Below are 18,624 nucleotides of genomic sequence, written 5' to 3' on the forward strand. Positions count from 1 at the left end.
ATAAAATCTACACTAATGACGAAAAAAAAGCAAGCGGTTAAATACTTTCTTCTACCATATGGACAAAGTAGCTGTGCATGGCCGGATCATCAGTCAGTTCAGGGTGGAATGCGCAGGCAAGAAAACGCCCTTCACGGCAAGCCACAATATGACCTTCAAAGGTCGCCAGCACGTCCACATTTTCTTCAGCGCTTTTAATATATGGCGCGCGGATAAATACTCCGTTGTAGGATTCACTGATTCCCTTAATTTCCAGATCCGCCTCAAAGCTGTCCACTTGTTTGCCAAAGGCATTTCGTTTCACATCTATATCAAGAAGGCCAAGATGCGGACCTTGTCTTCCTTCGATCTGTTTCGCCATCAAAATCAAGCCAGCGCAAGTGCCAAAAACAGGCTTCTGATCGGCAAAGAGCTTAATCGCTTCAAAAAGTCCGTAGCGATCCATCAGTCGGCGCATCATTGTACTTTCACCGCCTGGAAGAACGAGTCCGTCCACTCCGTCCAGATCCCGCACATCTTTAACTGTTACAACATTTGCACCGGAGAGCTCCAGAGCACGAACATGCTCGCTGACTGCTCCCTGAAGTGCGAGTACGCCAATTTTTACAGACATAGTCTTGCTCCACCTCAGATTCCGCGATCCTGCATACGTTCTGCAGGTTCAAGAGTACTCATATCGATTCCCTTCATGGGCGTTCCGAGTCCTTTTGACAATTCGACAATGCGTTCATAATCCTGATAATAGGTTGTTGCTTCAACAATAGAGCGGGCAAATTTCGCAGGATTTTCCGACTTAAAAATACCTGAACCAACAAAAACGCCGTCAGCTCCAAGCTCCATCATCAGAGCAGCATCTGCAGGTGTCGCAACACCGCCGGCAGCAAAATTGACAACCGGCAGCCGTCCCGCTTCTCTAATCTGAAGGAGTATTTCATAAGGTGCACCCAGTTCTTTAGCAAAAACCATCAATTCATCCGGAGCCATAGCAACAACCTTGCGTACCTGGCTGTTGACAAGCCGCATATGACGAACTGCTTCGACAATGTTGCCAGTTCCTGGTTCGCCTTTCGTACGCAGCATTGCAGCACCTTCACCAATTCTTCTAGCTGCTTCGCCAAGATCACGGCATCCGCACACAAAAGGAACGGTGAATGCTTTTTTATCTATATGAAACACATCATCTGCAGGTGTGAGCACTTCGCTTTCATCGATATAATCCACTTTCATTGCTTCAAGCACGCGAGCTTCAACAATATGACCGATTCTTGCTTTAGCCATAACCGGAATAGAAACCGCATTCTGAACCTGCTCAACAATCGTCGGATCTGCCATTCGTGCTACTCCGCCCGCTTTACGGATATCCGATGGGACGCGTTCCAGTGCCATAACCGCTGTCGCTCCCGCTTCTTCAGCTATCTTTGCTTGTTCGGCGTTGACCACGTCCATGATCACGCCGCCTTTTTGCATTTCTGCCATACCGCGCTTTACGCGTTCCGTACCTCTCTGTGCCACCATAATCCCTCCAGTGTTTTCTCTAAAATAAAATAGTTAGGGTATCTATAGTGTACAATAAACCTTAGTAAATAACTATGTATTTATGATTATTAACTTTTTCCTTTTTTTATTTATAAGAAAAAAACCGGGAATTCTCCCGGTTTCATGAATCTATTATTCAATTCAAAACATTAATCTTAAAAGAGTCCTGCAATCCATGAGAAAATCGAACCAAAGAAGCTGCCGATGCCTTTGAACATACGCACAAACCAGTTGTTTCTGTCTACTTGCTCTGCTGCAATCACAGGAATTTGATTGTTATTATTGTAAAGGTAGCCATACTTGGCGCTTCCATTCGAGGCAAGCGTCGCATAACCAATTTTTTCACCCTTTTTCACAGGGGCTTCAAGTTTGCCGTCTTTGAGCTTTGAACGATCCAGAACGACGTTAAATTTGGATGGCACTTTTTCACCATTAGCTGCCGTAATGCTATAGGATTTTCCAAAAGCTACTTTTACCTGGTCTTTCTTGCCGTTGTGCACAGCTACAGCTTTTTGCCCTTTAATTAGTTGGTTTTTCTTGGCAACAGTTTTCTGCGAGAATTGCTGATAGCCATAATCAAAGAGTGTGCGTGTCTGCTCAAAGCGCTGAGCATCTGAAGTAGTGCCCATAACAACGCTGATCAGACGGTGTCCCCCGCGATTAACGGTTCCGGTAAAGCAATAACCGGCAAGATCTGTATGGCCGGTTTTCAAGCCGTCTACGCCATCATATTTAAATTTATCCATGTTCACACCAAAGCCTGGAAGCATGTAATTCCAGTTGACCATCTGAATCGGTTTATTCGGTGCAACAATGCCCGCTGTAAAATTCTTCAATGGAATCCTAGAGATCGTTAATGCTTCTGGATAGTCCTTAATCACATGATAAGCTAGTTTTACCAGATCGCGGGCAGATAACTTATTGCTGTCATTCGGGCCGCCGTATGGCGCGAACTTGCCTAAGTCTATATTTTCAAGTCCTGAACTGTTGATGTAGTGGGCACTGGTCATGCCAAACTTTTTCGCGGTCTTATTCATCACGTCGACAAAATTCTTTTCTGAGCCGCCGACTTTTTCAGCCAAAGCAATCGTTGCTCCATTAGCGGAATAGATCGCCATTGCTTCGTACAATTCTCTCACTGTGTATTGATAGTCTTTTCTAAGCGGCACATTAGAAAAAGATCGATTCTGCGAAATTTGATACGCATAATCACTGATCGACACTTTTGAATCCCAGGTCAATTTTTTCGAATGAAGCGCCTGCATCACTAAATACTCGGTCATCATCTTCGTCATGCTGGCCGGTGGGTACACTTTATCCGCATTCTTCTCATATAAAATCTGGCCGCTGTTAAAATCAATGAGAATTGCCGACTTGGCCTTTACACCAAGCGTATCTTGCGCCGCATCAGCCTTAGATGCGAATGGCGCTTGAAACGTCAGCGTCAGAACCAACAAAAAAACAAGACCTGCCGCAGCAAAGCGACCCAACTTTTTTCCGAAATTCAACCCCTACACCCCCGAATGAGTTCATGCGTTTTGAAGTAACGCATACATAGAAAACCGAGGCGATACATGCCGTCTCGTGTTTTCTTTATCTATGAAAATAGATACAAATTCTTGTTCACCCGCTTGTCTTACTCTGCCAAAGCAGCCCGATCTGACGGAACAGAAAATCTATTATCACTTAATAGAATAGTTCGGTGCCTCTTTGGTAATCTGAACGTCATGTGGATGACTTTCAAGTAATCCCGCATTAGTAATTCTTGTAAATCTGGCATTTTCACGTAATTCCTGAAGATTTGCCGATCCGCAGTAGCCCATGCCGGAACGTAATCCACCGATTAACTGATAGATCGTGTCCGCCAGTTTGCCCTTATAAGGCACGCGTCCTTCAATACCCTCAGGAACCAGTTTCTTCGCATTTTCTTGGAAATAACGGTCTTTGCTGCCGTGTTCCATCGCACTGACTGAACCCATGCCACGATACACTTTGAACTGTCTGCCTTGATAGATTTCTTTTTCACCAGGCGTTTCATCAACACCGGCCAAAAGTCCGCCGAGCATAACCGCGCTGCCGCCGGCTGCCAGTGCTTTGACGATATCTCCAGAATATTTAATACCGCCGTCAGCAATAATTGCAACACCGTGTTTGTCCGCTTCATTTGCGCAGTCATAGACAGCTGTAATCTGTGGCACACCAACTCCGGCAACAACGCGTGTTGTACAGATGGAGCCTGGTCCAATACCGACTTTGACAACATCAACACCTGCATCAATTAATGCTTTCGTTCCTTCAGCAGTTGCCACATTTCCTGCAATGATGCTGACTTTCGGGAATTGTTTCCTGATGCCGGCAACCTTTTGCAATACGCCTTTTGAATGGCCATGCGCTGTGTCAACAACAATTGCATCGGCACCCGCATCAACGAGTTTCTCAACACGTACAAGTGCATCTGCTGTTACTCCGACAGCTGCTGCAACAAGAAGTCTTCCGTGCTCATCTTTTGCTGAATTTGGGAATTCTACGACTTTTTCAATATCCTTTGTAGTAATAAGTCCCTTAAGCACACCATTTTCATCAACAAGCGGTAATTTTTCGATACGATTCTTGTTAAGAATTTCTTCTGCTTCCTTAAGGCTTGTACCAACCGGCGCAGTGACCAGATTATCTTTAGTCATCATATCGCCGATTCTCAGAGAATAATCCTTAACGAATCGCATGTCTCGGTTCGTTAGAATACCGACCAAATGCTGTTCGGTTTCGTTATCCACAATAGGAACACCTGAAATCCGGTATTTATTCATCAAATGCTCCGCATCGAAAATTTGGTTGTCAGGAGTTAAGAAGAATGGGTTAGTGATAACGCCGCTTTCAGATCTTTTTACCTTGTCAACCTGCTCAGCCTGTTCTTCAATCGACATGTTCTTATGAATAACACCCATACCGCCTTGCCTGGCCATCGCAATCGCCATAGCTGCTTCAGTGACCGTGTCCATGCCCGCACTGATAATCGGAATGTTTAGATTAAGTGTCCGAGTTAATGCTGTCTGAATGGAAACATCTCTTGGCAAAACTTCCGAAGCCGCCGGAATAAGCAATACATCATCAAAGGTCAGCGACTCTTTTATAAACTTATCTTCTCTCATCAATGTTAGATTACCCCCATGAATGATTATCTTAGATTCTACCCGAAAATTTTATTGATAGCTTATCAAGTGCATCAGCCACTGTCAAGAACACAGAATGAAGTTGAATTTTTCTAATAACGGTCAACTATTTTAACGATTCTTTACTAATAAAAAATAGATCCTGCCGATCTCTACGTATTCCCATTCATTATAAACTGATTTTCAATTGATCGCAGGTAGTTTCTTTTTCCAGTGGCTCGTAGAATTCTTTGAAAAACCTATTTACCGAATGATTCAAAAAAGAATCGCCACCATTGTTACATGAAGCGTTCAATGGTGACGTTTCTATTTTCGGCGAGAGAAATAACCTCATTATTTGCCAAATGAATCATCGGCCTTGTCGGCTCTTTAGTCGGAATAAACGTAATTTCACCGGTTTGTCCATCGGAGAGCTGAATGGTCATTCCAATGAAAAGCGTCATAAGTTCATAGCAAAATTTATCCAGTAAATACCTTGATAATTTTCCATAAGAAAACTCTCTCAACGTATCTAATGCTGATAATACATTTCCTGACCTTGATTTTGACATATGGTCCAAAAAGCTGTCGCAAATCATCAGCATTTTTCCATTGAGGCTAAGCTGGTCGCCTTTGATATTAAGCGGAAAGCCGCTGCCGTCTTCACGTTCATGATGCTGAACAACAGCAATCACCGTCTCGTTCTTTAAGGTCTGTAGACCCTTGAGCATTTTATAACTATCAACAGCATGCCTTTCATACAAAGCCCGTTCACTGCCCACATACGCATCTTTTTTATTCAACAATGACGGTGGCAGCTTAGAGAGACCGCAATCGGCGAGCATTCCGGCAAGTCCAAATTGCACAGTGTCACCGGTACTATAATTAGATCTCTTTGCAAAAAATGCGGAAAGCAAACCGAATGTGACACTTCGATCAGCCAGATTTTCTACTCTACCATGCCTGACGAGAAAAGAAGCGAGCCACATCGGGTCTTCGACGAGATCCATGATCAAGGGCATCATTGCGCTTCTGAAATCACCGATAGAAACACTTGCTCCAGACTGCCAGTTGGCAAAGAACACTTGATAGGCTTTCACAGATTGCCAATATTTCTGATCTAATGGACTGAAACTTTGCTTAGGTTCAGAGCTCTTTTTTGAGGGCTTGGCGGTTTCGCGAACTTCTTTTTTTTCAACCGGATTCTTCACAATACCCGGCATGAGGCGATCGACTTCAACTTGTTCAATTAGAAAAGCCTTTAAGAAAGCAATATGCGTTGCATTCAGCACCGTGCCTGCCTTCATTAGCGGCTTCACTGATTTTGAATAAACATCTTTAGTTAACTTGCAACCAGCCTTTAGTGTTTCCGTCTTAACCATCATCCCGGGCTCGCCTCACAATTCCTGGACAACTGTAAAGTTATTCTTCACTCTCGTCCTCAGATTCCTCATCATTGCTCTGAATACGGGCAATTGTTGAAACGCTGTCTCCCTCATCAACCCGAATCAAGGTCACGCCCATCGTATTCCGACCAAGCTTGGAAATTCCGGATACAGGCATGCGAATGATGACGCCATTCGCTGTCATAATCATCAGGTCTTCATTTTCTTCAACGGTTCGAAGCGCAACCAGTTCACCATTTTTTTCGGTAATATTGCACGTCTTCAAGCCTTTTCCACCACGTGTTTGCGGACGATACTCGCTGATGGCCGTACGCTTGCCAAAACCATTTTCCGTGACAATCAATACATCGAGTTGCTCATCAGCTATACCCATACCAACCACTTCGTCGCCTTCATCCAAAGTGATCGCCTTCACGCCTGCCGCTGTTCGGCCCATCGCGCGCACATCGGTTTCATGATAACGGATCGCCATGCCTTTCTTTGTACCGACAATCAGATCACGTTCTCCATCTGTAAGTCGGACAGCAATCAGTTCGTCTTCATCACGCACCGTAATCGCAAACAGTCCGCCTTTTCGTATGTTTGAAAAATCGGAAAGCGGAGAACGCTTCGTGATACCATTTTTAGTCAGAAAAACTAGGAAATGATCGTCACCAAATGCTTCAACTGGGAAGAATGCGGTAATGTATTCATCCTTTTCAATTTGAATCAAATTTATAATCGGAATACCCTTGGCCGTTCTACCGAATTCCGGAATCTGATAGCCTTTAAGCTGGTAAACGCGACCCTTATTGGTGAAAAAGAGGACGTGATGGTGCGTATTCGTCTGGAATAGATGCTCGACAAAATCATCCTCATTGGTTCCCATACCTTGAACTCCTCGGCCGCCTCGGTTCTGGCTTCTATAGGTGTTGACAGGCATCCGTTTAACATAGCCATTATGGGAAACCGTAATCACGATATCTTCGCGTTCGATCAAATCCTCGTCTTCGATCAGATCGTCACCAACCGTGATCTCCGTTCGGCGGATATCGTTATATTTTTCTTTGACTTCACGTAATTCTTTGCGAATAATATGCAGCACTTTCTGCTCGTCAGCCAAAATTGCTTTCAGTTCAGCGATCTTTTTAACTAGTTCAGCATATTCCTGCTCAATTTTCTCTCGTTCGAGTCCGGTCAGTCTTTGCAGACGCATGTCCAAAATTGCCTGAGCCTGAATTTCGGTCAGCGAGAAATTATCCATTAACCCTTGACGGGCAATATCTGTTGTCTTCGAATTTCGGATCAGTGCGATGACCTCATCCAAGTGATCCAGGGCCACTCTCAATCCTTCGAGGATGTGCGCGCGTGCTTCTGCTTTCTTAAGTTCAAATGCCGTCCGGCGGCGAATTACTGTTTCCTGATGTGCCAGGTAATATTGCAGGCATTCTTTAAGCGTCAGAACCCTAGGCTTGCCGTCCACAAGTGCCAGCATATTAATGCCAAAACTCGTTTGTAGACCAGTGTGCTTGTAAAGATTATTTAGCAATACGTTGGCGTTTGTGTCACGGCGGACTTCAATCACCATACGCATGCCTTCGCGATCCGATTCGTCACGCAAATCGGTTATGCCTTCGATTTTCTTATCTCTGACAAGTTCGGCTATGCGTTCAATCAGCTTTGCCTTATTCACTTGATAAGGCAGTTCAGTTACGATGATGGTCTGCTTGCCGTTCGCGTTCTCTTCGATTTCCACCTTTGCGCGAACAATGATCGACCCGCGGCCGGTTCGGTACGCGCGCCTGATGCCCTCACGGCCCAAGATCAAGCCCCCTGTTGGGAAATCAGGACCTGGGATAATTTGCATCAGCTCTTCTGCAGTAATCTCCTGATTTTTGCTGAGCTCCAGCACGGCATCAATGACTTCGCCTAACTGATGCGGCGGTATATTCGTTGCCATACCGACGGCAATTCCTGAAGCGCCGTTAACCAGCAAATTTGGAAAACGTGAAGGCAAAACAACCGGTTCTTCCTCGGTGTCATCATAATTGGGTTGAAAATCAATCGTATCCTTGCGAATGTCGCGAACCATTTCCATTGAAATCTTCGACATGCGTGCTTCGGTATAACGCATGGCCGCCGCCGGATCGCCGTCGACAGAACCGAAGTTTCCATGTCCATCAACCAATTCGTACCGGCAACTGAAATCCTGCGCCAAGCGCACCATTGTATCATAAACGGCCGAATCACCGTGCGGGTGGTACTTGCCGATGACTTCTCCAACAATTCTCGCAGATTTTTTATAAGCTTTATCCGATGTAATACCCAGTTCGTTCATGGCGTAAAGTATGCGCCTATGCACTGGCTTCAAGCCATCGCGAACATCCGGCAACGCGCGGCTGACAATAACACTCATTGCGTAACTCAGGAACGAATCGCGCATCTGTTTGCCTATATTGACCGGCTTGACTCTCCGTTCATCTTGCTCTGCCATTTTGCTTCCTCCTTGCTAAAATCAAAGTGCTTATACGGATGTAGCTGTAATTAAACATCCAGATTTTCAGCGTAACGGGCATTTTGCTGAATAAAATCACGGCGCGGCTCAACACGGTCACCCATCAGCATTTCAAAGGTCTGATCTGCCTCAATCGCGTCTTCAAGATTAACTTGAAGCACAAGTCGGTTCTCCGGATCCATGGTTGTTTCCCAAAGTTGTTCCGGATTCATTTCACCAAGACCTTTGTATCGCTGCAGAGCCGGCTTTACATTCTCTGGAAGCTCGCTCTGGATCCGTTTCAATTCCGGATCATCGTACGCATAGCGCATCGATTTTCCATATTGAACGCGATAGAGTGGGGGCTGTGCAATATAGACATAGCCATTCTCAAGCAGCGGTCTCATAAAACGATAGAAGAATGTTAATAAGAGCGTACGGATATGTGCACCGTCGACGTCCGCATCGGTCATGATGATAATCTTGTGGTATCTCGCTTTTTCAAGAGTGAATTCATCACCTATACCAGTGCCGAGTGCAGTAATCATCGCGCGAATTTCAGCATTGGATAAAATCTTATCCAACCTGGCTTTTTCAACGTTAATGATTTTTCCGCGCAGCGGGAGAATCGCCTGGAACATCCGGTCTCGCCCTTGCTTCGCCGAACCGCCGGCAGAATCACCCTCAACAATATATAATTCTGAAATGCTGGCATCCTTTGATGAACAATCCGCCAGCTTGCCAGGTAGTGAAGATATCTCCAGACTACTTTTTCGCCGCGTCAGTTCGCGCGCTTTCTTTGCAGCTGTACGCGCCCGTGAAGCAACAATACCCTTTTCAACAATGAGCTTTGCCACATCAGGATTTTCTAATAAAAATCTTGAGAAAGATTCCGTAAACAGCGTGTCCGTAATGGTTCGCACTTCAGAATTGCCCAATTTGGTTTTTGTCTGACCTTCGAATTGCGGATCCGGATGCTTGACAGACACAATCGCTGTCAGCCCTTCACGCACGTCATCACCGGTTAGATTGGCGTCGCTGCTCTTAATAAACTGTTTTTTGCGCGCATAATCATTAATCACACGAGTCAGCGCAACTTTAAATCCGTATTCGTGCGTACCGCCTTCATGAGTATGAATATTGTTGGCAAACGAATAGAGCTGGCTCGAGAAACCGCTGTTGTACTGCATCGCGATTTCAACTTTAATTCCATCCTTTTCCCCTTCAAGGTCAATCGGCTGATGGATAACCTCTTTAGAGCGATTCAGAAATTCTACATACGATCGTATGCCGCCTTCGTAATGGAAGGTTTCTTTTTTATCTTCTTCACGCTTGTCTTCAATTGAAATCCGGATATTCTTATTCAAAAAGGCAAGTTCTCTCACGCGAACACGCAGCGTGTCATAATCAAAGATTGTCGTTTCTGTAAAAATTTCCGGATCCGGTTCAAAATGAGTTGTCGTTCCGGTTCTCTCTGAATCACCGATAATTTTTAAGTCAGCGACCGGCTTGCCGCGACGATACTCCTGATAGTAGACATGACCATTTAGATAGACTTTAACCCACATTTTGGTTGACAACGCATTAACAACCGATGCGCCGACGCCGTGAAGTCCTCCGGAAACTTTATATCCGCCACCGCCGAATTTTCCCCCGGCATGGAGCACCGTCATGATGACTTCAACTGCGGGGCGGCCGACCTTCTTCTGAATATCGACAGGAATACCGCGTCCATCATCGATTACTGTAATGCCGCCATCTTTTTCAATAATTACCTGAATATGGCTGGCATAACCAGCAAGTGCTTCATCGATTGAGTTATCCACAATTTCCCAAACTAAATGATGAAGGCCCTTTTCGCCGGTTGTGCCTATGTACATGCCCGGCCGTTTCCGAACCGCCTCAAGTCCTTCGAGAACCTGAATCTGGCTGGCATTATAAGACTGTTTTTTCTCTTGATTTTCGCTCATCTTAACCCACCTAACTTGGTGTTTTCTGAGAATCTTATATTCTCATGCGCAGACATCTGAAATTAGACTTAATCGAGTAAAGTACCCTTGAACTAACAAAACTGCCTGCGAAAAAAATAGATACTGCACGATGAATTGCTGACCATAGAAGGACAAGGGACTCGCCTTGCTCCAATTGTCACTGTTTCACGCATTCTACTTCTCCCTGGTGTATCTGAAAAAGCGTTGCCCGATCGAGCAGGCTCCGGTCAAGCCCGTCGACAGATGTAGTGGTGACAAACGTCTGCACCTTTTGCTTAAACACACCAAGCAGATGCGTCTTTCTGATGTCGTCCAGTTCACTTAAAACATCATCCAGCAAGAGAATAGGGTACTCGCCTACTTCATGCTTGATTAATTCAATCTCCGCCAGCTTGACGGACAGGGCTGCCGTCCGTTGCTGCCCTTGGGACCCAAACGCTTGAACATCCTTGTCATTGACAAAAAAATTCAGATCATCACGATGCGGTCCAATCAAGGTTGTCCCCCTGTCCAATTCCCTCTGCTTCAGTCGCTCATAGCTTTCTTGATAAGCTTTTACTATTTTTGACGAATCGGCATTATCTAATACATCCGGCACCGAAGATTGATAGATAATGGAGAGCTGCTCTCGTCCGTTGCTGATCTCTTGTTGAATCGGTGCCGCCCATTCGTTCAGTTTGCGAACAAAAACTAGCCTGCGGCTTATGATTTCAGAAGCTAGAGCAATTAGTTTTTCAGTCAAAATATCGAGCAAAGTGTCGCTTCCGCCTGAGTGCCTAGAGGATCCTCTTAGCAGGGCATTCCTTTGCTGAAGCACTTTCTGGTACTCACCAAGGCTATGAATATAGACCGGAGCAATCTGTCCAATCTCCATATCGATAAACCGTCTGCGCACCGAAGGACTGCCTTTGACCAGATTCAAATCTTCCGGTGCAAACATAACCGCGTTGCAGAGACCGACGTAGTCACTCAACCTGCGTTTTTCCAAATGATTAGCCTTGGCTTTCTTCCCCTTGCTGGAAATAGTCAGTTCAAGCGGTATTGATTGACCATGTTTTGCGATTCTACCCTTTATTTTACCATATTCCCGGTCCCATTGGATTAAATCTTTATCATGAGATGTTCGGGGAGACTTGGCAATGGCAAGAACATAGATCGCTTCAAGTAGATTGGTTTTTCCTTGCGCGTTCTCGCCTAGAAAAACATTCACAGAGTCAGAAAAAGACAGCTGTAAGCTGTCATAATTTCTATACTGCGCTAATTCTATAGATTCAAGTTTCACAGTGGGGCGTCTCCCCTCAATGGCGGTTGATCATGAAGTCGCCAGAATCGACAATCTTAATCTGATCGCCTTCATACAATTTTTTTCCTCGCCTGTTTTCATGTTCGTCATTGACGAAAATTTCGTGTTCCGCCAGAAAATACTTGGCTTCTCCGCCTGTTTGAATCAAACCGACGTATTTCAGAAACTGTCCTAATGTAATAAACAATTCTCCGTCTTTCAATTTGACCTGTTTCAACGTTCCGCCTCTTTTCTTATTCAATCCGGCATATTTCATTTTATCAGACATAAATTAATGACAAGAGCCTGACATACGTTTCCTTACCGCTATTTTAAAGAGTTTGTTCAAAAAAGAGGACAAAAAGGGCCGAGAAGGTCAAGAAAACGCCGTTTCGAGCACCAGAGCGTATACAAACAATACGTGAGGAGCGGAGAAACAAGTTGACGCAGAGATTCGACAGCAATTTTTCCCGGACTTTTTGAACAACATCTTAAAAGGTTCTAATCGGCAAAATGAGCATCAGGATATGTTCATCACCGATTGGACGGATAATAATTGGTCGCATTGGACCAACAAAATGAATGCGGACACTTTGGGCATCAAGCCTGCTTAATGCATCCATCATGAATTTTGCGCTGAACGAGATACGCAGCGGTTCTCCTTCGAAATTCTCAGTTACAAGTGTTTCATAGGCACGGCCGAGTTCAAGTGATTGCGAGGAAATTTCGACTTGATTGCCTTCCGCGCGTAATTTAACGACGTTGTTCCGTTCTTCTTTCGCAAGGAGTGAGGCACGTTCAATTGCGTGATAGAGTGCCTTCGTACCAAGGTCAATCGTCGTTTTGCTGTCGCTAGGAATCAGGCGACTTGTATCCGGATAGTTTCCGTCAAGCAGTCGGGAGTAGAATTGAACATTTTGGCTTTTAAACAAAATTTGGTTGGTAGTCATAACGATATCAACCATCTGCTCATCATCGTCATCAAGGATTTTGGAAAGTTCGTTGAGACTAGCTCCAGGAATGACAAGGGTGTGAACACCGGAGTCTTCTGCTTTTTCAACAGTTACCGAACGCTGTGCCAGCCGGTGGCTGTCGGTTGCAACACAGCTTAATGTCTCGCCCTGGATGATCCATTTCACGCCGGTCAATACAGGACGTGTTTCGGTAATTGATACGGCATAGACCGTTTGTTTGATCAGATCTTTCAGCAGATCTTTACGGATTCTAAATACATCATTTTCATTAATAATCGGCAGATTTGGATATTCTTCCGGATCTAGGCCATTTAGGCTGAATTCAGTAGTTCCCGATGTAATTTTGGCAATCATCCTGCTGTCTACTTCAATATGGACTTCCTCATCTGGAAGTTTACGTACGAGTTCTGAAAAAAGCCGAGAAGGCAGAACGATTTGTCCAGACTTACCAATCATGGCGTTCTCGTTACCGTCTTCTTCAAGTGGAATAAACGATTTGATTGAAATATCCGAATTGCTTCCGGTCAGCGTAATGCCATCCAATCCAGCTGTGATTTTTACACCTGTCAAAATAGGGATGGTTGTTTTTGAAGATATGGCTTTCATGACGCGATTTACTGCGTCAGCAAGTTTTTCCTTTTGTACCTTACATTCCATAGCGAGCGCTGCATTTGGATTTGTGTCTTGCATTTCTTGCATCTTTATTGCCTCCAAATATTATTTTAAAGAATTAAAAATAGTAATCATAATAGTAGGGCCTGTGAATATGTTAATAAGTTAGTTGAACCTTGGAAAATGGTTTTATCCACATGTTGATAATCTGTGGATAAAATTGGGGGTGTGCCGGATAATTATACACACCCCTGTTTATGCATTTTCATTTTATTGTGATGTTATTGTGCTTTAATTGGTGCTTTGAGCTGGTCAATGAGTCCGTTCACCTTTTTTTGAAGATCACGATCAACAGAGAGCTGCTTGGTAATTTTTTCATGCGCATGAATCACTGTTGTATGATCTCTGCCGCCGAATTCTTCACCAATTTTAGGTAAAGAATAATCGGTGAGTTCTCTTGCCAGATACATCGCAATCTGTCTAGGGAACGCAATCGATTTTGTTCGCTTTTTCGCAGAAAAGTCTTCGAGCTTCAGGCGATATTCTTCACCGACCGCGACCTGTATATCTTGAATGGTGATGGTTTTTGGGCGTGCTGATGGAATAATATCCTTCAATGCTTCAGCAGCCAAATCAACATTAATGTCCTGATTGTTCAACGATGAAAAAGCGATGACACGAATCAGCGCGCCTTCCAGCTCTCGAATGTTGGTGTCAATTTGGTTGGCGATATAGATCATGACTTCATTAGGAATATCCAATCCTTCTGCTTTCGCCTTTTTACGGAGAATTGCAATCCGTGTTTCCAGATCCGGAGGCGTGATATCCGTAATCAGACCCCATTCAAAGCGCGAACGCAACCGATCTTCGAGAGTCGGTATTTCTTTTGGCGGACGATCGCTTGAGATGACGATTTGTTTATATTCCTCGTGTAGGGCGTTAAATGTATGGAAAAATTCTTCCTGCGTCTGTTCTTTACCAGCAAGAAACTGGATGTCATCAATCAGCAAAACATCAACGCTCCGGTACTTATTGCGAAATTCGACCGTTTTGTTGTCACGGATCGAGTTAATAAATTCATTTGTGAATTTCTCTGATGAGAGGTAGACGACTCGTGCCGAAGGATTATGTTCGATCACATAATGGCCGATCGCGTGCATCAGATGGGTTTTTCCAAGTCCGACACCTCCATAAATAAATAGAGGATTATATGCCTTTGCCGGAGCTTCGGCCACTGCCAGTGAAGCGGCGTGGGCAAACCGATTACCTGAACCGATGACAAATGTTTCGAATGTATTCTTTGAATTCAGCATGCTGTTGTTTAACTCGTCCACGCGATGCTGATTTCGCTGGTTCATGCCTCCGTAATTGCCGCCTCGGACATCTTGCGGGTTGAAATTCATTCCATCACTCTTTCCTTTATTCGATATCGCGGCATCATTGTCGGCGTTCTTACTTGGAATGACGAATTGGACATGATAGCGGGAGCCTGTAATCTCATAAAGAATATCGGAAATGAGTTTTGCGTAATGTTCCTCTAGCCAGTCCCGTGAAAATTCATTGGGCACGCTGACAATCATCATCTGACCATTGATGGACTGAGCGCGAGTTTCTTTCAGCCAGGTTTCAAAGCTCGGTTTGCTCAGTTTCTTCTTAATGATGTCCAATGTTTGCTTCCATATCTCTTGAAGGTTGTTCAAAGTTTAGCTGCCCTCCCTAGAAAAATTGCATTGATACAATGAAAATCCAACCCGTCAAGACTTTGTGAGAAAAAATGAGCCGACAAAGGCTCTTCGGATGATTTATGCCTTTAAAATCAAAAATAGCAAAACACAAAGATGCCGAGCAGCGCAGGCGGGCATACTTCCGGCTTTTCTCCCTACTAGTTAGGGCAGGATACAATCAGGTATTTTCATACAATCAATCTTATCTTTCATTATTTACAGATTATATAAATACGATATCTATCCACAGGCGTTAAGAGCGGAAAAGAGACAGGATAATCGTAATATAAGAAAGTTATCAACAACGTGCATACATTGTGGATAAGTGTGAATCACAGGTGTTAGCAAATGTCCACAAAATTATCCACAGCCCGTGGAAAACTTTATGTAGATTCTGTATATTGGTTAAATAAATGCACTATGATCATATCAAAAATTCGCTTTTAAAGCAATGATCGACAAATGTTATCCACAGTGGATATCTTTACACACAATTAAGTTATTCACAGGGTGCATATATGTGAAAATGTTGTCGATAAATGGTGTGGAAAAGCGATTGGTGCAAAAAAATAATCCACAGATGGACTGAATGATTCAACGTAGGGGACAGGATTGACTTTTTGAATCAAAATATTTATAATAAGCCAGACTGGTTTTTGAAATAAGCCGATGAATTTTTGGGGCTGAAAGATGAGAAAAAAGAAACATGAGTGTGTGAATGAATTGCCTTATGGATCCGATTCTCGTCGTGGTGTTTTTGACAGATCGGCTAAATGGATAGAATGAGCGAATGTTGTATTTCGCGATAAAACATTTGATTTGTCAGCAATCCTAACTTTATGCGCTGGGAGGTGTATCAATTGAAACGTACTTTTCAACCGAATAATCGTAAGAGGAAAAAAGTTCACGGCTTCCGCGCGCGGATGGCAACAGCTAATGGCCGCAAGGTATTGGCTGCTCGTCGTCGCAAAGGAAGAAAAGTTCTGTCAGCATAAAGCCACTGTGTGACCAGCAGTGGTTTTTTTATACCATCATAAAGAAATCTTGCAAAATCCAAGAGTCAAGAACAAATAGTAATGATTAAACGTCGGCAGAATTGAGTATCATGGGTCGGGTGAGGTATAAAAAGGGTGCCATCTTTGTACTGCATGTCAGTGAAAGATCCGATACCAACATATTTCGATGTGGAAAACCTTGTTATTCCGAACATATTCTTTATACTGAAAGAGTATAAAACAGAACAGAAACGTTCGTTAAATCGAATAGCAATGGAGGACGCCTTTTGTGTGAAACCTGTATTGCTTAATAATTACTCATGAGTTGAGACGTCCCACATGGAGGGACATAATGAAGACATTAAAGCGATTAAAGAAAAACCAAGATTTTCAAGTAGTATTTAAAGACGGAAAATCCTTTGCGAACAGGCAGTTTGTGGTTTACGTGCTGAAGCAGCCCAATCAGACCTATTCAAGACTAGGGTTGTCTGTCAGCAAAAAAATGGGCAATGCGGTTATGAGGAATCATATTAAGCGGTATATAAAAGAAATATTCCGCGATTTTTCGGACAGGCTGGAGATTGGCAATGATTTTATCATTATCTCTCGCAAACCTGTTAGCACAATGTCTCATCTAGAAATGCAGAAGAGCTTGGAACATGTCATGAAAAAGGCTCGCGTGCTTGCGCCGTCCGCAAGGATATGAAGTAATGAAACATGTATTGATTTTTATCATTCGTTTGTATCAACGGTTCATCTCTCCATATACACCGCCAACCTGTCGTTTTTATCCGACGTGTTCGCAATATGCGATTGAGGCTTTAATGAGGTTCGGTGTGTTTAAGGGAGGGTGGCTTACGGTCAAGCGTCTATTAAAATGTCAGCCTTTTCATCCGGGAGGGATTGATCCTGTCCCCGAAAAGTGCTCCCATAAACAGACGGGCATGTTGAAACATCGTTCGGATCGATCGAGGAGGTAGTGTTTTGAGGAAAAAAGTAGTTGCCATCAGTTCGTTGGTGTTTTTAACCGTACTCTTGGCTGGGTGCACGAATCTTAATGAACCGATAAATGCTCAGAGTACCGGGATTTGGAGTAAATGGTTTGTTTATCCATTGTCTGAATTTATTATTTTCGTCGCAAAAACTCTGTGGAATAGTTATGGACTTGCGATTATTGTAACGACGATTATCGTCCGTCTTGTTCTGATGCCGCTGATGGCCAAGCAAGTAAAGAGTTCTCAGGCGATGCAAGAATTGCAGCCGAAGATTAAAGAACTGCAGCAAAAATACAGCTCGAAAGATCAGAATACGCAAAAGAAGCTTCAAGAAGAGCAGATGAAACTTTTCCAGGAGAATAAGGTAAATCCACTTGCGGGCTGTTTGCCGATCCTGATCCAGATGCCGATTTTGTTTGCGTTCTATCAGGCAATCATGAGAACACAGCAGATTAAAACACAATCATTCTTGTGGTTTCAATTGGGAAATTCGGATCCTTATTATATTTTGCCGGTAATTGCTGCGGTGACAACGTTCCTGCAGCAAAAGATTATGATGGGCAGAATGGGGAACACAAATCCACAGATGGCGATGATGATGTACGTATTCCCGATTATGATTGCCATTCCGGCTTTCTACTTCCCTTCAGCTCTTGCGCTTTATTGGGTTGTCGGTAATATTTTCATGATCTTCCAAACTTATATTATCTATGAAAATCGTTCTGACTCTAAAGATAAGAAGCTAGCGGGAGGCGCTAAGCAAAAGTGAGGGAAGTAACCAAATATGGAAAGACGGTTGCAGAAGCGGTGTCAATCGCCCTCAATGAATTAAATGCGACTTTGGAACAAGTAGACATTCAAGTCGTAGAAAAGCCCAAATCCGGTTTTTTAGGAATTGGTGCGAGGAAGGCTCTCGTAAAAGTCGCACTTAATAAGACACCATTTGATGATGGTGTGGATTATTTAACAGATATTATAAAGCAGAGTGGATTGTCTGTTCACGTGCAAGTCGAAGAACGCAATATGCGGGCATGCCGCTGCCAGCTGGCTGGTAATGACGCATTCCAGTTGATTGGCAAGCACGGAAAGACTCTAAATGCTTTGCAATTTTTGGCGGAACGGGTAGTGAATACTCAGTCGGACCACCGAATCAATTTGATGCTTGATGCCGAGAATTATCGAGAGACAAGAAAGAGAGCGTTAATTGATCTCGCTCAGCGCATCGCAGAAAAAACAATAAAAACCGGCCGTCCGCATCGTTTTGAGCCGATGCCGGCTTTTGAACGTAAAATCGTGCATCATGCGTTGTCAGGCAACAAAAAGATCCAAACGTTTTCAAACGGCGAAGAGCCGAGACGTTACTTAACAGTAGCTCCACACTCTTAACTACTAAACTTGATGATGTGAAGAAAGCACGCAAATTGCGCGCTTTTTTTCATGAAAATTAATAACCATAGCCTATTACTACACTTAAGTCATTTAAAAAG

The 18,624-nt window shown here is 43.9% G+C and carries 16 protein-coding genes; 5 read left to right on the plus strand and 11 right to left on the minus strand.

What is annotated here, in order from left to right; translation table 11 throughout:
- Window positions 1-37: 37 nt before the first annotated feature.
- The 11 genes from pdxT to dnaA form a co-directional block, all read right to left on the minus strand.
- A complete protein-coding gene (pdxT, locus tag P343_RS35130; protein ID WP_023511608.1) occupies window positions 38-613 on the minus strand; it encodes a pyridoxal 5'-phosphate synthase glutaminase subunit PdxT in 576 nt (191 codons plus the stop codon).
- 14 nt (window positions 614-627) lie between these two features.
- On the minus strand, window positions 628-1,512 hold the full coding sequence (gene pdxS, locus P343_RS35135; RefSeq protein WP_031264246.1) for a pyridoxal 5'-phosphate synthase lyase subunit PdxS: 885 nt from the start codon (window positions 1,510-1,512) through the stop codon (window positions 628-630).
- Window positions 1,513-1,691: 179 nt separating this feature from the next.
- On the minus strand, window positions 1,692-3,044 hold the full coding sequence (locus tag P343_RS35140) for a serine hydrolase (protein WP_023511610.1): 1,353 nt from the start codon (window positions 3,042-3,044) through the stop codon (window positions 1,692-1,694).
- A 174-nt stretch (window positions 3,045-3,218) separates the two neighbouring features.
- Window positions 3,219-4,685 carry an IMP dehydrogenase gene (gene guaB / locus P343_RS35145; protein ID WP_023511611.1) on the minus strand — a complete coding sequence of 489 codons (1,467 nt, stop codon included), beginning with the start codon at window positions 4,683-4,685 and terminating at the stop codon, window positions 3,219-3,221.
- Window positions 4,686-4,984: 299 nt separating this feature from the next.
- On the minus strand, window positions 4,985-6,070 hold the full coding sequence (locus tag P343_RS35150) for an HD-GYP domain-containing protein (protein ID WP_023511612.1): 1,086 nt from the start codon (window positions 6,068-6,070) through the stop codon (window positions 4,985-4,987).
- Between the two features lie 37 nt (window positions 6,071-6,107).
- On the minus strand, window positions 6,108-8,564 hold the full coding sequence (gene gyrA, locus P343_RS35155) for a DNA gyrase subunit A (protein ID WP_023511613.1): 2,457 nt from the start codon (window positions 8,562-8,564) through the stop codon (window positions 6,108-6,110).
- 50 nt (window positions 8,565-8,614) lie between these two features.
- Window positions 8,615-10,534, minus strand: coding sequence for a DNA topoisomerase (ATP-hydrolyzing) subunit B (gene gyrB, locus P343_RS35160; RefSeq protein WP_023511614.1), 1,920 nt, complete (start codon window positions 10,532-10,534; stop codon window positions 8,615-8,617).
- A 178-nt stretch (window positions 10,535-10,712) separates the two neighbouring features.
- Complete coding sequence (gene recF, locus P343_RS35165; RefSeq protein ID WP_023511615.1) at window positions 10,713-11,837, minus strand: DNA replication/repair protein RecF; 1,125 nt, start codon at window positions 11,835-11,837, stop codon at window positions 10,713-10,715.
- A gap of 16 nt (window positions 11,838-11,853) precedes the next feature.
- Window positions 11,854-12,075 carry a S4 domain-containing protein YaaA gene (gene yaaA, locus P343_RS35170; protein ID WP_031264249.1) on the minus strand — a complete coding sequence of 74 codons (222 nt, stop codon included), beginning with the start codon at window positions 12,073-12,075 and terminating at the stop codon, window positions 11,854-11,856.
- 253 nt (window positions 12,076-12,328) lie between these two features.
- The gene (gene dnaN / locus P343_RS35175; RefSeq protein ID WP_031264250.1) at window positions 12,329-13,468 is read right to left on the minus strand and encodes a DNA polymerase III subunit beta; all 1,140 of its coding nucleotides are present in this window, start codon (window positions 13,466-13,468) and stop codon (window positions 12,329-12,331) included.
- A gap of 236 nt (window positions 13,469-13,704) precedes the next feature.
- A complete protein-coding gene (gene dnaA, locus P343_RS35180; protein ID WP_023511618.1) occupies window positions 13,705-15,123 on the minus strand; it encodes a chromosomal replication initiator protein DnaA in 1,419 nt (472 codons plus the stop codon).
- An 884-nt stretch (window positions 15,124-16,007) separates the two neighbouring features.
- Here dnaA and rpmH point away from each other — a divergent pair.
- The 5 genes from rpmH (at window position 16,008) to jag (ending at window position 18,523) form a co-directional block, all read left to right on the plus strand.
- The gene (gene rpmH / locus P343_RS35185; RefSeq protein ID WP_010025605.1) at window positions 16,008-16,142 is read left to right on the plus strand and encodes a 50S ribosomal protein L34; all 135 of its coding nucleotides are present in this window, start codon (window positions 16,008-16,010) and stop codon (window positions 16,140-16,142) included.
- Window positions 16,143-16,494: 352 nt separating this feature from the next.
- On the plus strand, window positions 16,495-16,848 hold the full coding sequence (gene rnpA, locus P343_RS35190) for a ribonuclease P protein component (protein WP_023511619.1): 354 nt from the start codon (window positions 16,495-16,497) through the stop codon (window positions 16,846-16,848).
- Window positions 16,849-16,852: 4 nt separating this feature from the next.
- Window positions 16,853-17,122 (plus strand): membrane protein insertion efficiency factor YidD, encoded by a 270-nt coding sequence (yidD, locus tag P343_RS36885; RefSeq protein WP_084297856.1) that lies wholly within the window; start codon window positions 16,853-16,855, stop codon window positions 17,120-17,122.
- Window positions 17,123-17,126: 4 nt separating this feature from the next.
- Window positions 17,127-17,906 carry a YidC family membrane integrase SpoIIIJ gene (gene spoIIIJ, locus P343_RS35195; RefSeq protein WP_023511620.1) on the plus strand — a complete coding sequence of 260 codons (780 nt, stop codon included), beginning with the start codon at window positions 17,127-17,129 and terminating at the stop codon, window positions 17,904-17,906.
- Window positions 17,903-18,523 carry an RNA-binding cell elongation regulator Jag/EloR gene (gene jag / locus P343_RS35200; protein WP_023511621.1) on the plus strand — a complete coding sequence of 207 codons (621 nt, stop codon included), beginning with the start codon at window positions 17,903-17,905 and terminating at the stop codon, window positions 18,521-18,523. The genes spoIIIJ and jag overlap by 4 nt, the downstream gene beginning before the upstream one ends.
- The last annotated feature ends 101 nt before the right edge of the window (window positions 18,524-18,624 follow it).

Origin of the sequence: Sporolactobacillus laevolacticus DSM 442, from assembly GCF_000497245.1 — a bacterium.
Taxonomy (GTDB): Bacteria; Bacillota; Bacilli; order Bacillales; family Sporolactobacillaceae; genus Sporolactobacillus; species Sporolactobacillus laevolacticus.

Excerpts from the sequence above, each read along its gene's own strand:
- pdxT (WP_023511608.1), bottom strand. The coding sequence starts at position 613 with ATGTCTGTAAAAATTGGCGTACTCGCACTTCAGGGAGCAGTCAGCGAG.
- guaB (WP_023511611.1), bottom strand. The coding sequence starts at position 4,685 with ATGAGAGAAGATAAGTTTATAAAAGAGTCGCTGACCTTTGATGATGTA.
- P343_RS35150 (WP_023511612.1), bottom strand. The coding sequence starts at position 6,070 with ATGATGGTTAAGACGGAAACACTAAAGGCTGGTTGCAAGTTAACTAAA.
- gyrA (WP_023511613.1), bottom strand. The coding sequence starts at position 8,564 with ATGGCAGAGCAAGATGAACGGAGAGTCAAGCCGGTCAATATAGGCAAA.
- gyrB (WP_023511614.1), bottom strand. The coding sequence starts at position 10,534 with ATGAGCGAAAATCAAGAGAAAAAACAGTCTTATAATGCCAGCCAGATT.
- dnaN (WP_031264250.1), bottom strand. The coding sequence starts at position 13,468 with ATGGAATGTAAGGTACAAAAGGAAAAACTTGCTGACGCAGTAAATCGC.
- rnpA (WP_023511619.1), top strand. The coding sequence starts at position 16,495 with ATGAAGACATTAAAGCGATTAAAGAAAAACCAAGATTTTCAAGTAGTA.
- yidD (WP_084297856.1), top strand. The coding sequence starts at position 16,853 with ATGAAACATGTATTGATTTTTATCATTCGTTTGTATCAACGGTTCATC.